The organism is Burkholderia sp. FERM BP-3421 (assembly GCF_028657905.1).
In the GTDB taxonomy this organism is placed as follows: domain Bacteria; phylum Pseudomonadota; class Gammaproteobacteria; order Burkholderiales; family Burkholderiaceae; genus Burkholderia.
Window position 1 is genome coordinate 1648675 of record NZ_CP117782.1, and the last position, 12482, is coordinate 1661156.

12 protein-coding genes are annotated in these 12482 nt (G+C 68.5%); 5 read left to right on the forward strand and 7 right to left on the reverse strand.

All coding sequences use genetic code 11. The features are described 5' to 3' along the window. Positions 1-93: 93 nt before the first annotated feature. From tilS to cysS, 4 genes are all read right to left on the reverse strand, one after another. Positions 94-1503, reverse strand: coding sequence for a tRNA lysidine(34) synthetase TilS (gene tilS / locus Bsp3421_RS23255; protein ID WP_443111584.1), 1410 nt, complete (start codon positions 1501-1503; stop codon positions 94-96). A 43-nt stretch (positions 1504-1546) separates the two neighbouring features. Then, on the reverse strand, positions 1547-2518 hold the full coding sequence (locus tag Bsp3421_RS23260) for an acetyl-CoA carboxylase carboxyltransferase subunit alpha (protein ID WP_274003802.1): 972 nt from the start codon (positions 2516-2518) through the stop codon (positions 1547-1549). 102 nt (positions 2519-2620) lie between these two features. After that, entirely contained in the window at positions 2621-3532 is a 912-nt protein-coding gene (locus Bsp3421_RS23265; protein WP_274003803.1) for a DNA-3-methyladenine glycosylase family protein, read from the reverse strand. Between the two features lie 47 nt (positions 3533-3579). Continuing rightward, a complete protein-coding gene (gene cysS / locus Bsp3421_RS23270) occupies positions 3580-4977 on the reverse strand; it encodes a cysteine--tRNA ligase (RefSeq protein WP_274003807.1) in 1398 nt (465 codons plus the stop codon). A gap of 234 nt (positions 4978-5211) precedes the next feature. Here cysS and Bsp3421_RS23275 point away from each other — a divergent pair, with 234 nt between their 5' ends. From Bsp3421_RS23275 to Bsp3421_RS23290, 4 genes are all read left to right on the forward strand, one after another. After that, positions 5212-5934 carry a tetratricopeptide repeat protein gene (locus Bsp3421_RS23275; RefSeq protein WP_274003809.1) on the forward strand — a complete coding sequence of 241 codons (723 nt, stop codon included), beginning with the start codon at positions 5212-5214 and terminating at the stop codon, positions 5932-5934. A gap of 63 nt (positions 5935-5997) precedes the next feature. Then, entirely contained in the window at positions 5998-6579 is a 582-nt protein-coding gene (locus Bsp3421_RS23280; protein ID WP_274003811.1) for a peptidylprolyl isomerase, read from the forward strand. A 106-nt stretch (positions 6580-6685) separates the two neighbouring features. Then, complete coding sequence (locus Bsp3421_RS23285; RefSeq protein ID WP_274003813.1) at positions 6686-7177, forward strand: peptidylprolyl isomerase; 492 nt, start codon at positions 6686-6688, stop codon at positions 7175-7177. A 21-nt stretch (positions 7178-7198) separates the two neighbouring features. Then, the gene (locus tag Bsp3421_RS23290; RefSeq protein WP_274003815.1) at positions 7199-7999 is read left to right on the forward strand and encodes a UDP-2,3-diacylglucosamine diphosphatase; all 801 of its coding nucleotides are present in this window, start codon (positions 7199-7201) and stop codon (positions 7997-7999) included. Between the two features lie 60 nt (positions 8000-8059). On the opposite strand, the gene cysE is transcribed toward Bsp3421_RS23290, so the two are convergent. Both cysE and Bsp3421_RS23300 read right to left on the reverse strand, forming a co-directional pair. Continuing rightward, positions 8060-8830 carry a serine O-acetyltransferase gene (cysE, locus tag Bsp3421_RS23295; protein ID WP_274003817.1) on the reverse strand — a complete coding sequence of 257 codons (771 nt, stop codon included), beginning with the start codon at positions 8828-8830 and terminating at the stop codon, positions 8060-8062. A gap of 232 nt (positions 8831-9062) precedes the next feature. Continuing rightward, positions 9063-9884: an RNA methyltransferase gene (locus Bsp3421_RS23300; RefSeq protein ID WP_274004328.1), complete on the reverse strand. Its 822-nt coding sequence runs from the start codon at positions 9882-9884 to the stop codon at positions 9063-9065. A 301-nt stretch (positions 9885-10185) separates the two neighbouring features. Between Bsp3421_RS23300 and Bsp3421_RS23305 the strand changes: the two genes are divergently transcribed. Next, positions 10186-10989, forward strand: a complete 804-nt coding sequence (locus Bsp3421_RS23305; protein WP_274003819.1) for an inositol monophosphatase family protein — start codon at positions 10186-10188, stop codon at positions 10987-10989. A 395-nt stretch (positions 10990-11384) separates the two neighbouring features. Here the strand turns inward: Bsp3421_RS23305 and Bsp3421_RS23310 are convergent, their stop codons facing one another. Further along, entirely contained in the window at positions 11385-12389 is a 1005-nt protein-coding gene (locus tag Bsp3421_RS23310; protein WP_274003820.1) for an AraC family transcriptional regulator, read from the reverse strand. Positions 12390-12482: the final 93 nt, after the last annotated feature.

Genomic DNA, 12482 nt, shown 5'->3' on the forward strand with positions numbered 1-12482 from the left:
GCGTACCCCAACGTCGCACGCTTGACAAGCAACCGCCTGTCAACGGTCCCTTTTTAGCGGCCGCCTGAATCCCGGGTTCGCGCGCCCCGGCATTCAGGCGATCAGCAGATCCGGCCGCCACTCGATGCGACGGCAGGCGCCTTCCGCCGCGCCGATCGCGCGATCGCGGTTCAGGCCGAGGTTCGGCACGAACAACAGGTGGTCCCCCACGTACAACAGCGGCACGTCGCGCTGCCACGCGGGCACGCCGCGTTCCTGGAACAGGTTCTTGAGCGTGCGGCCCGGCCCGGCGGGCGCGGTCCGCATCCGTTCGCCGCCCATGCGCGCGCGCGCGACGAGCGGCGCCCGCGCGAGCGCCGCGACCGGCACCGCGTCGGGCTCGTCCGGGCGCGCCGGATGGAAGACATAGGTGCCCCGCCAGTCGGCCAGACGCCAAATCTCCTCGCCTTGCCAGGCGAGCGAACGCGTCTCGCGCGCGGCGAGCGCGTCGCGATCGGCCGGATCCGGACGGTCGGCGGCCGCTTCCCACGACACCTCGTCGCGATACAGGCGCAACCGCTGTCCCGCGTGATCGACGCGCAACGCGTGCGATTCGCCCACCGCGCGCAACTGGCGGATCATCTCCGCGAGCCGCGCGGCCGACGCGCCCGGCAAGCCGAGCGTGCGCATCCAGTAACGCAGCAGGTTCGCGCCGCGCGTATCGTCGAGCGCGAGCAGCGCCGCGCGCGACAACGCGCGCCCTTCGTCGCGCGCCGCCTGCGCGAGATCGAGCGCGGCCAGATCGTCGAGCAGCCGCTGCGCGGCCGCCGCGTGCTGCGCGGTTCGCGCGAGCGCGTCGCGAAAGCCCGGGAAATGCGGCGTGAGCGCGGGCAGCACGTTCACGCGCAGCGCATTGCGCGCATAGCGCGTATCCGCATTCGATTCGTCCTCGATCCAGCGCAGCGCGTGCGCCCGGGCATACTGTTCCAGTTGCGCGCGCAACAAATTCAGCAGCGGCCTCGCCCGGGGCACGCTCGCATCGATGGGCTGGTAATGCGGCGCCATCGCCGCGATGCCGGCGATACCCGCGCCGCGCAGCAGCTGCAACAACACCGTCTCGGCCTGGTCGTCCGCATGTTGCGCGACCCACAGCACGCTCGCGCGATGCCGCGCGCACAGCGCGTCGAGCGCCTGGTAGCGCGCGTCGCGCGCGGTGGCCTCGACGCCGAGACCGGTGTGCCCAAGCTCGACCCGCAGGCTGTCGAAGCGCACGCCGCGCAGCGTCGCCTCGGCCTCGCAATGCGCGCGCCACGCGTCGGCGTTCGGGCTCAAGCCATGATGAATATGGAGTGCGACGCAGCGCGACGCCCCCGCGACACGCGCGGCGGCATCGAGCAGGACGGTGGAATCGAGGCCGCCGCTGTACGCGAGCGCGATCGTCGCGTCGGCGGGCAGCACGGCCAGCGCCGCGCCGACTGCGTCATCGATGACGCGGTCGGCGGGAAGGTGTGCAGGGGACATCACGATGGAGTGGCGCGGCGCGCCGGTCGGACGAAGCGGACGCGGCTCACGCGCGCGGCATCGTTTCCTTGAACTTGCCGTAGGACATCAGGCGCTCGAAGCGGCGCTCGCGCAACGCATCGATGCTCATGCCCTGGAACTGGCGCAGCGTGTCGGCGAGCGCACGGCGCAGCAGCGCCGCCATGCCCTTCGGATCGCGATGCGCGCCGCCCAGCGGCTCGTTGACGATCTTGTCGATCAGGCCGAGCGCCTTCAGGCGATGCGCGGTCAGGCCCAGCGCCTCGGCCGCTTCGGGCGCCTTCGCAGCGCTCTTCCACAGGATCGACGCGCAGCCTTCCGGCGAAATCACCGAATAGGTCGCGAATTGCAGCATCAGCACGTTGTCGGCCACCGCGATCGCGAGCGCGCCGCCCGAACCGCCCTCGCCGATCACGGTCGTGATGATCGGCGTCTTGAGCTCGGCCATCACGTACAGGTTGCGGCCGATCGCCTCCGACTGGCCGCGCTCTTCCGCGCCGACGCCCGGATACGCACCCGGCGTATCGACGAACGTGAAGATCGGCAGGCCGAATTTCTCGGCGAGGCGCATCAGGCGCTCGGCCTTGCGATAGCCTTCCGGACGCGGCATCCCGAAGTTGCGCGCCGCGCGTTCCTTCGTGTCGCGGCCCTTCTGGTGGCCGATCACCATGCACGGATGGCCGCTGAAACGCGCGAGGCCACCGACGATCGACTGGTCGTCCGCGAACGCGCGGTCGCCATGCAGCTCGTGGAAATCGGTGAACAGCTCGCTCACGTAGTCGAGCGTGTACGGCCGCTGCGGATGACGGGCGATCTGCGACACCTGCCAAGGCGTCAGGTTCGCGTACAGATCCTTCGTCAGCTGCTGGCTCTTCTTCGACAGCCGATCGATTTCTTCCGAAATATCGACAGCCGAGTCGTCCTGCACGAACCGGAGCTCCTCGATCTTGCCCTCGAGTTCGGCGATCGGCTGCTCGAAATCCAGAAAAGTGGTCTTCATGAGTTTGAATCCTTGGGTCTTGCGGCAGCGCGTATTCTAACTGCGCGCGCCGGCGTCAAAACCGGGTCTAAACTATCGATTAATGAAATGCAATAGCCTTTATCAGCTATCGTCGGACAGCGGGTCGAGGCTGCGCCACATATACCAGGTCGCGACGGTGCGCCACGGCTCCCAGTTGGCCGCCACCTCGCGGGCCTCGCTGCGGGTGACCGGCTCGCCGCTGAAGTAATTGACGCTGATCGCGCGGATCAGGCCGAGGTCGTCGAGCGGCAGGACGTCCGGACGCGAGAGATTGAAGATCAGGAACATCTCCGCGGTCCAGCGGCCGATGCCGCGGATCTGCGTGAGTTCGTCGATCACCGCCTCGTCGTCCATCGACGTCCATTTGTCGACGTGCAGCGCCCCCGACACGAAGTGGCTGGCCAGGTCGAGGATGTAATCGGACTTGCGCTTCGACAGGCCGCAGGCGATCAGCTTGTCCTGGCCGAGCTTGATCACCGGCTGCGGCGCGACCCGCGGGCAGGCCGCCTCGATCCGCTCCCACACCGCCTGCGCGGCCGGCACCGAGATCTGCTGGCCGACCACCGAGCGCGCGAGCGTGACGAACGGATCGTCGCGCTTCACGAGATGCGCGGGGCCGAACTTCGGAATCAGCTTCTTGAGGATCCGGTCGCGCTTGACGAGATCCGCGCACGCCTTGTCCCAATAGGCAGGCCGCACCACCTCGTCGGCTTGCGCCGCCTGCGCCGCATCCTCGGCGGCGCGCGCGTGACGATCGGCCGCCTCGGCGTCGATCGGCTCGCGCAGCGCAGCCTCGTGCCACTCGCCGTTCGGCTTCGCGCGCGTGGTTTTCGCCGCCGCGCCGCGCCCGCGCGGCGGGTGGGCCGCGCCGTTCAGCGCGGCCTGCTGCGCGGCCGCCTTTTGCGCGGCCGGCACGCGTTTGCCGGCGGTCTTGCCCGCCGCCAACGATTGCGGCGTGGCGCGTTTAGCCGGCGCCTTTCTGGCCGTTGCCATCTTGCCTCCTACCTGGCGAGTCGATCAGTGGGACAGACGAGGCGCGCTCATACGCGCCGCCACTCAGTCGATCCGCCCGGTTTGTCTTCAAGCGCGACCCCGGCTTCGAGCAGTTCCGCCCGGATCCGGTCCGCTTCGGCATAATCCTTCGCGTGTTTCGCCGCGCCGCGCGCGGCGATCCTCGCCTCGATCTCGTCGGCCGCGAGCGCATCCGTCTGCGCGCTGCCCGCCGCCTGCTGCAAAAACGCGCGCGGCTCCCGGCCCAGCAGGCCGAGCAGGCCCGCGAGCCGCCCGAGCTGGCGCGCCAGCGCCGGGGCGAGCGTGCGGTTGACCTCGCTGGCGAGTTCGAACAGCACCGCTATTGCGACCGGCGTATTGAAATCATCGTTCATCGCCGCGGCGAAACGCCGCGCATGCGCCTCGTCCCAGTCGAGCGGCGCGCCGTCGGGCACGACGTCCTTCAGGGCGGTGTAGAGGCGCGTCAGCGAGGCGCGCGCATCGTCGAGATGCGCATCGCTGTAGTTGAGCGGCGAGCGGTAATGCGTGCGGGTGATGAAGAAGCGCACGACTTCCGCGTCGTACTGCTCCAGCACCTCGCGGATCGTGAAGAAGTTGCCGAGCGACTTCGACATCTTCTCGCTGTCGACCTGCACGAAACCATTGTGCATCCAGTAGTTGACGAAGGTCTGCCCGGTCGCGCCCTCGCTTTGCGCGATCTCGTTCTCGTGGTGCGGGAACTGCAGATCCTGGCCGCCGCCGTGGATGTCGAAATGCTCGCCGAGCAGCGTGCAGCCCATCGCCGAGCATTCGATATGCCAGCCCGGGCGGCCGCGCCCGTAGCGCGATTCCCAGCTCGTGCCGGCCGGATCCTCCGCCTTCGCGCGCTTCCACAGCACGAAGTCGAGCGGATCCTCCTTCGCGTCGTTCGCGGCGACCCGCTCGCCTGCGCGCAGGTCTTCGAGCGACTTGCCCGACAGCTTGCCGTAGCCCGCGAACTTGCGCACCGAGTAATTGACGTCGCCGTCCTTCGCCTGATACGCGTAGCCGTTCGCCTCGAGCCGCTCGATCATGCCGAGCATCTGCGGAATGAAATCGGTTGCGCGCGGCTCGATCTCGGGACGCTCGACGCCGAGCGCGTCGGTGTCCTCGTGCATCGCGGCGATGAAGCGGTTCGTCAGCGACTGGATCGTCTCGCCGTTCTCGACCGCGCGGCGGATGATCTTGTCGTCGATATCGGTGATGTTGCGCACATAGGTGACGCGATAGCCGAGCGCGCGCAGCCAACGCTGCACGAGGTCGAACACCACCATCATCCGCGCGTGGCCGACGTGGCAATAGTCGTAGACGGTGATCCCGCAGACGTACATGCGCACCTCGCCAGGCTGGCGCGGCACGAAAACTTGCTTGTCACGCGCGAGCGTGTTGTAGATGCGCAGTGATTCCATAGAGATGAAACGTGAGCCGAAGGAAAACGCCCTGGCGATGCTCGCCCTGCATGTTGAACCCGATCGGAACCCGAGCGCGACCGTGAGTCACGCGCTTCCTCGGCATGACATGCGGCGGTCAGACAGCAAGCACGGCGGTGACGGCCACGAGAGGCAAAAGACTGTCCGCGGCTCGCCGGAACGCGCGGACGTTTTGTTAGAATGGGTCGGAGTATAACATTCCGACCTGAGCCTATGAAATCTCCCCGCGGCCGCGCGCCGAGCGCTGCGACCCTTGTTGCGACCGCCCTCGTGGGCGCCGCGCTGACGTTCCTGCCGGCCGTTGCGGCCCACGCCCAGAAGGCCGTGGCGACCACCGACGGCACCCCGGACGTCGACGCGTCGATCTCGGGCCGAAACTGGACGCAGGCGCTCGCGCAGCTCGACGCCCGCATCGCGACGAACCCGCGCGACGCGCAGGCGCTGTTCAAGCGCGGCACGGTGCTCGCGCGCCTGAACCGCGACGACGACGCCATCCAGCAGTTCGTCGCGCTGACCCAAACCTACCCGGAACTGCCGGAGCCGTACAACAACCTCGCCGCGCTGTACGCGAAGCACGGCCGCTACGACGAGGCGCGCGCCGCGCTCGTCACGGCCACGCAGGCGAACCCGGACTACAGCCTCGCCTACGAGAACCTCGGCGACCTGTACCTGCGGCTCGCCGCCGAATCGTACAAGCGCGCGCAATCGCTCGGCCGCACCAGCGGCGCGACCGCTCAGCGTCTCGCCGACCTGCAGAAGATCGTCACGCCGCCGCCGAAGCCCAAGGGCGCCGCCGCGTCGCCGTCGGTGCACGCCCGCGCCGCCGAGGCCGCGTCGAACGTGTCGACCACCACGCTGCCGCTGTCGCCGACCTTCCAGTTCGGCGGCCCGACGGGGTCGTTCGCGACGCCGCCCTACATCGCGCCGTCGCAGTAAGCCCGCGCGGCGGCAACCCGCTTGTTCGTTCAGCTTGTTCGTTCATTCAACCAGAGGATCGTTATGAAACGTCTGTTGCTGGCGCTTGGCAGCGCCGCCCTTCTCGCGACCGCGACCGCGCCCGCCTTCGCGCAAACGGCCGCCGCGCATCCCGTCGTGCAGTTCAAGACCTCGCAGGGCGACATCCGCGTCGAGCTGTATCCGGAGAAGGCGCCGAAGACGGTCGCCAACTTCCTCGACTACGTGAAGGCCGGCCAATACAGCGGCACGATCTTCCATCGCGTGATCAAGGGCTTCATGATCCAGGGCGGCGGCTACAAGCCCAACTTCGACGAGAAGCCGACCCGCGCGCCGATCCCGCTCGAAAGCAAGAACGGCCTGAAGAATCTGACCGGCACGATCGCGATGGCGCGCACGAGCGACCCGGATTCGGCCACCGCGCAGTTCTTCATCAACACGGTCGACAACGCCGGCCTCGACTACCCGAACCCGGACGGCAACGGCTATGCGGTGTTCGGCAAGGTCGTGTCGGGTCTCGACGTGGTCAAGAAGATCGAAGCGACTCCGACGACGGTGCGCGGCCCGATGCGCGACGTGCCCGAAAAGCCGATCCTGATCGAATCGGCGACGATCGTCTCGAAGTAACCGGTATCATCCGGCCGCCGGTCGCAAGACCCGGCGGCGACCGCGCGCGGCCGCGTCGTTCCGACCGGCCGCGCGCCATTTAAACCACCTCAGCGAAGGAATCATCATGGTTGAACTGCATACGAACCACGGCGTCATCAAGCTCGAACTCGACGCCGAGAAAGCGCCGAAGACGGTGGAAAACTTCCTTGAATACGTGAAGAAGGGCCACTACGACGGCACCATCTTCCATCGCGTGATCAACGGTTTCATGATCCAGGGCGGCGGCTTCGCGCCGGGCATGACGCAAAAGCCGACCGACGCGCCGATCGACAACGAAGCGAACAACGGCCTCAAGAACGACACGTACACGATCGCGATGGCCCGCACCAACGATCCGCACTCGGCCACCGCGCAATTCTTCATCAACGTCAACGACAACGACTTCCTGAACCACTCGTCGCCGACCCCGCAAGGCTGGGGCTACACGGTGTTCGGCAAGGTCGTCGAAGGCCAGGACGTGGTCGACCAGATCAAGGGCGTGAAGACGGGCAGCAAGGGCTTCCACCAGGACGTGCCGAACGACGACGTCGTGATCGAAAAGGCCGTGGCGGTCTGACGCGGCGCGAGGAGGCCTTCGATGCTGCAGGAAACACCGCCGCGAAGCGTCTCCGCGGGCGTGCCGGGCGAGCCTTCGCTCGCGCATGCGGCACGCCCGTTCCTGTTCGTTTCCGATCTGCACCTGAGCGAATCGATCCCGCACACCGTCGCGGCGTTCGAGCATTTCGTCCGCTTCACCGCCGACAGCGCGGATTCGGTCTTCATCCTCGGCGACCTGTTCGAATACTGGATCGGCGACGACACCCTCGACGACGATCCGTTCGCCGCCCGCATGGCGGCGCTCATGCATACCCTCTCCGAACGCGGCATCGCGCTCTACGTGATGCACGGCAATCGCGACTTCCTGCTCGGCCGGCGCTTCATGAAGGCGGCGGGCGCGATGCTGCTGCCCGATCCGTCGGTGATCCTGGCGTTCGGCAAGCGCATCGTGCTCGCGCACGGCGACGCGCAGTGCACGGCCGATCGCGGCTATCAGGTGTTCCGCGCGTTCGCGCGCAACGGCTTCGCGCAGTGGCTGTTCCTGTCGTGCCCGCTGCGCTGGCGGCAACGGCTCGCGCAGCGGATGCGCGCGAACAGCGAAGCGGGCCGCACGCGGCCGGCCTCGCCGCGCTACGACGTCACCGCGCGCGGTGTGGCCGCGCTGTTCGCGCGCAGCGGTGCGCGAACCATGATCCACGGCCACACGCACCGCCCCGCGCGACATCTCGAAGCCGACGGCGTGCGCTGGGTGCTGCCCGACTGGGAGCTCGATCACGGGCCGCGGCGCGGCGGCTATCTGCGCGTCGACGCCGAAGGCATCCACGCGCTGCCGCTCGACTGAGCCCCACGCGTCGGCCCCTGCGCGCGTTCGGCCGCGCAGGCCCGGCGCCCCACCCGGCGTTCAGCGCGATTCGAGCGCCTGCCCCTCCAGCACCGCCGACAGCCGGCGCAGGTCGAGACGGGCGCCGTCGGCGCCCTGCAACGCTTCGAGCCGCGCGCCGAGACGCTCCAGCGCCGCGACGATCTCGTCGACCCGCTGGCTTTCCTTCGCCGCATGATCGATCAGCCCGTGGATCGCGAGCGACATCGGATCATCGGCGTTCGGCGTGATGCCATAGGCGCAAAACGCCGCGCGCTCGGGGGCGGGCTTCGCGTCGGCGGGCATCACCACGCGGGCCGGATTGCCGACCGCGGTGCCGCCTGCCGGCACCGGCTTCACGACCACCGCGTTCGAGCCGATCTTGGCGCCGTCGCCGACCGTGAAGCCGCCCAGCACCTTCGCGCCCGCGCCAACGATCACGCCGCGCCCGAGCGTCGGGTGGCGCTTCGCGCCGCGCGTGAGCGAGGTACCGCCGAGCGTCACGCCCTGGTAGATGGTGCAGTCGTCGCCGATCTCCGCCGTCTCGCCGATCACCACGCCCATGCCGTGATCGATGAACACGCGCCGGCCGAGCGTCGCGCCCGGATGGATCTCGATCCCGGTCGCGGCGCGGCCGAGCTGCGACACGAAGCGCCCGAGCCAGCGCCGGCCTCGCCGCCAGCACGCATGCGCGGCGCGGTGGAACAGCAGCGCGTGCAGCCCCGGGTAACAGGTGAGCACCTCCCAGGCGCTGCGGGCGGCGGGATCGCGCGCGCGGATCGTGGCGATGTCTTCGCGAAGTCTCGTGAACATGGTCGACGGAGGAAAAGGCCGGGCGCGGCGCCGCCGGGCGTGGGCGATAGCAGCGTGGCTGCTTTGCTTATCACGTTTCGTGAGATGCGAACGGATTGTAGGACCTGCCGCGCGAACGCGCTGGGCGCGCCGCGTTCACCCCGCCGCCGGCAGGGACATTGACGGCGCGCGGCGCGACAAACGGGCGCGGCCCCGTTGGGAACCGCGCGCGCTTGTCATGGTGTGGGCAGGGTCAGGCGTCCGGATCCGCGCCCGGGCCGCGCGCCTTCAGCAGCGCATGCTTGGCGATCCCGCGCAGGATGTTGACCTCCTCGCGCTCGAGCCCGGTGCGCGCGAACAGGCGCCGCAGGCGCGACATCAGCTTCTTCGGATGGCGCGGATCGAGGAATTCGAGCGCGATCAGCGCGTTCTCCAGGTGCACGAACATCCGCTCGATCTCGTCGCTCTGCGCGAGCGAGCCGACCTCGGCATCCGGGACGGGCGCGCCGGTGTCCTCGAGGAGCGCGATCCGCAACTCGTAGGCCAGCACCTGCACCGCTTGCGCGAGGTTGAGCGAGCTGTAGGCGGGATTGGCCGGAATATGCGCGAGCGCGCTGCAGCGCTCGACATGCTCGTTCGACAGGCCGGTACGCTCGTTGCCGAACACCAGCGCGATGTCGCCCGTCGCCACCTGGCGGTGCGCTTCGCCGGCCGCGGCCCGCGGCGCGAGCCGCGGCGGCCCGTATTCGCGCGAGCGCGCGGTCAGCGCGATCGACCAATGCACGCCGTTCAGCGCGTCGGCGAGGGTCGGCACGACATGCGCGGACGCGAGCACGTCGTCGGCGCCGCTCGCCATCGCGATCGCCTCCGGATCGCTCTGGACATGGGGCACGCGCGGCGCGACCAGCACCAGCCGCGAAAAGCCCATCGTCTTCAGCGCGCGCGCCGCCGCGCCGACGTTGCCGGGATGGCTCGGCTCGACGAGCACGAATCGGGTGGACGTGAAACCGCCCCGCGCGGGGCCGGAGGATGCCGCGCCGCCGGCGGGCGCGGAGGGATTCTGCATAGGTTCCAAAACAGTGCGGTTCATTCAGTTCGAATCCCGCTATGGTAGCGCCAAAGCGCCCGCCGCCCCGCTCGTCCGGACGGCCGACCGGGGTTGGTCTCGCCGTTTCGCGAAAATACGGCGCGACTCAGGTAAAATCACGGCTTCACGCGCGGCAGCCGCCCTCGGTGGCCGCGCATCGTTCTTTGTCAATTCGCGTCCTCCGTCGACGAAATGCGTGCCCAGCCCCGGTCAGACCAGCCGGCACCGCTTCGCCCGGTTCGATCCACTATCGTGGCGCCTCGCGCCGCCAGCTCCAGGATTCAGTCTCATGCATCCCATGCTCAACATCGCTGTCAAGGCCGCGCGTCGCGCCGGGCAGATCATCAACCGCGCCTCGCTCGATCTCGATCTGATCGAGATCCGCAAGAAGCAGCACAATGATTTCGTGACGGAAATCGACAAGGCGTCGGAAGACGCCATCATCGAGACGCTGAAGACCGCCTACCCCGACCACGCGATCCTCGCCGAGGAATCGGGCCAGTCGGACAACGAATCCGAATTCCAGTGGATCATCGATCCGCTCGACGGCACGACCAACTTCATCCACGGCTTTCCGTACTACTGCGTATCGATCGCGCTCGCGCACAAGGGCGTGATCACGCAGGCTGTCGTCTACGATCCGAACAACAACGACCTGTTCACCGCCACGCGCGGCCGCGGCGCCTACCTGAACGACCGTCGCATCCGCGTCGGCCGGCGCGACCGCCTCGCCGACGCGCTGATCGGCACGGGCTTCCCGTTCCGCGAGAAGGACGGCCTCGAAGCCTACAGCCGCCTGTTCATGGAAATGACCCAGGCCTGCACCGGCCTGCGCCGCCCGGGCGCCGCCGCGCTCGACCTCGCCAACGTGGCGGCCGGCCGTCTCGACGGCTTCTTCGAGCAAGGCATCAACGCCTGGGACATCGCCGCGGGCAGCCTGCTGATCACTGAGGCGGGCGGGCTCGTCGGCAACTACCTGGGCGACGCCGACTTCCTCGACCGCCGCGAGGTCCTCGCCGCGAATCCGAAGCTGTACGCGCAGATGATCCCGATCCTGAACCGCTATTCGCACATGCGCCCGGCCGCGGAATAAGCCTCCGCATCCGGCCTGCACGGCCCGCGTCGCGTCCTGCGACGCGGGCCGTTTTCATTGGTGAAGCCGTGGTTTCTTGCGTCACGGATGAGCGTGCGACGTTTGTTTCGTGCGCCGCTGGAGACGGCCAGAGGCATCCGCACGCGGGCGTCCCGATCGCTGATCGCCGCGCGCCCGCTGTGCCGCGCCGATGCGAGATGCGACGCGTCAGTCAGCGCTCCCAGCGCCAGCCGCATCGCACGCGTGGCGTGGACGTCCGGCGCTCGCGAACAACGCCGGCCCCGCATCCGCCGCCGGGGATGCGGGCCGCCCTCTCGCCGCCATCGCGATGAGCAGGCGCAATCGATCGCCGCCGCCGCGACGGCATCGGACTGGATCCGGAACGCCGCGCCCGCTCAAACCGCGTCGTCCGCGTGCGCCTTCCGGTAATGCAACGGCGTTTGCCCACACCAGATCTTGAAGGCGCGCGTGAACGCGCTCTGCTCGGAATAGCCGAGCATCAAGGCGATCTCGGGCAAGGACAAGCGCCGATCCGCCAGATAGCGCCGAGCCAGTTGAAAGCGCAGCTGATTCAGTAAGCCCTTGTAGGTCAGGTTGCGTTCCTGCAAACGTCGATAGACCGTGCGCGCAGGCACCCCCATCCGGCGGGCGACCTGCTCCAGCGCGGGTTCGCCTTCCCGCAGCGTATCGGCCATCAGTTGCTGGAACTGGTTCAGGAAATTGTCCGGTTGCGGCAATACCTGCAACAGCGCTTCCGCTTGCTGATCGAGCACGGCATGCAGGTGCGGATCGCCGCCCGTGATCGGCAGATCCAGCGCAGCCCGAGGCAGATGCACGAGCAGCACGGGCGCGCCGAAGCGCACCGGACAGCCGAGCAGCGCCGCGTGAACGGTGGAATCGGCCGGCTCGCCGCCCGGAAAATCCACCTGCATGGGCGCGAGCCCGGCCCGACCGGTCAGCGTCCGGGTAATCCGGATCAGGCCCGCCACCAGCACTTCGTTCGACAACTGCGTGGACTGCCCGTAGGAGGCGTCCCAGCTGACGCGAAGTTCCCGGCCCTGTTCGTTGACGAAGCTCGGCGCGAGATTGTGCAGCAGGGGCTGGAAGCGCTGGAACCGCAGCAGGGCCTGCCCCAGGGTGTCGCAGGACGCCGCCAGATAGCCGAGCACGCCGAGGTGACGCACCTCGGCGTGCGAGCCGATCCGCAGGCCCAGGGCGGGCAGCGGTTGAACCTGCGCCATGCGTTCCAGCAGCGCCCACCAGACCGTGATGGGCATGCGTTGGCTGGCTGCGTAGGGCTTGAGGGCGACGCGCAATTCGGGGGCCGGGAGATCGCAGTCGTCCAGGTAGCTCAGCAGCAGCCCCGCCAGTCCGCCCCACACGTAGACATCGGCCGTCACGACCTCACCTCCGTGGCGCAAATCGTCAAAAACGAAAATTCTATGTCAATACAGCGCCGGCTCGGCAGCGGAAGATGCCCCATTCATCGAGAC

Bases quoted from the DNA above. Each gene is read 5' to 3' on its own strand.
- Bsp3421_RS23260 (WP_274003802.1), bottom strand. From the start codon at position 2,518: ATGAAGACCACTTTTCTGGATTTCGAGCAGCCGATCGCCGAACTCGAG.
- Bsp3421_RS23265 (WP_274003803.1), bottom strand. From the start codon at position 3,532: ATGGCAACGGCCAGAAAGGCGCCGGCTAAACGCGCCACGCCGCAATCG.
- cysS (WP_274003807.1), bottom strand. From the start codon at position 4,977: ATGGAATCACTGCGCATCTACAACACGCTCGCGCGTGACAAGCAAGTT.
- Bsp3421_RS23275 (WP_274003809.1), top strand. From the start codon at position 5,212: ATGAAATCTCCCCGCGGCCGCGCGCCGAGCGCTGCGACCCTTGTTGCG.
- Bsp3421_RS23280 (WP_274003811.1), top strand. From the start codon at position 5,998: ATGAAACGTCTGTTGCTGGCGCTTGGCAGCGCCGCCCTTCTCGCGACC.
- Bsp3421_RS23285 (WP_274003813.1), top strand. From the start codon at position 6,686: ATGGTTGAACTGCATACGAACCACGGCGTCATCAAGCTCGAACTCGAC.
- Bsp3421_RS23290 (WP_274003815.1), top strand. From the start codon at position 7,199: ATGCTGCAGGAAACACCGCCGCGAAGCGTCTCCGCGGGCGTGCCGGGC.
- cysE (WP_274003817.1), bottom strand. From the start codon at position 8,830: ATGTTCACGAGACTTCGCGAAGACATCGCCACGATCCGCGCGCGCGAT.
- Bsp3421_RS23305 (WP_274003819.1), top strand. From the start codon at position 10,186: ATGCATCCCATGCTCAACATCGCTGTCAAGGCCGCGCGTCGCGCCGGG.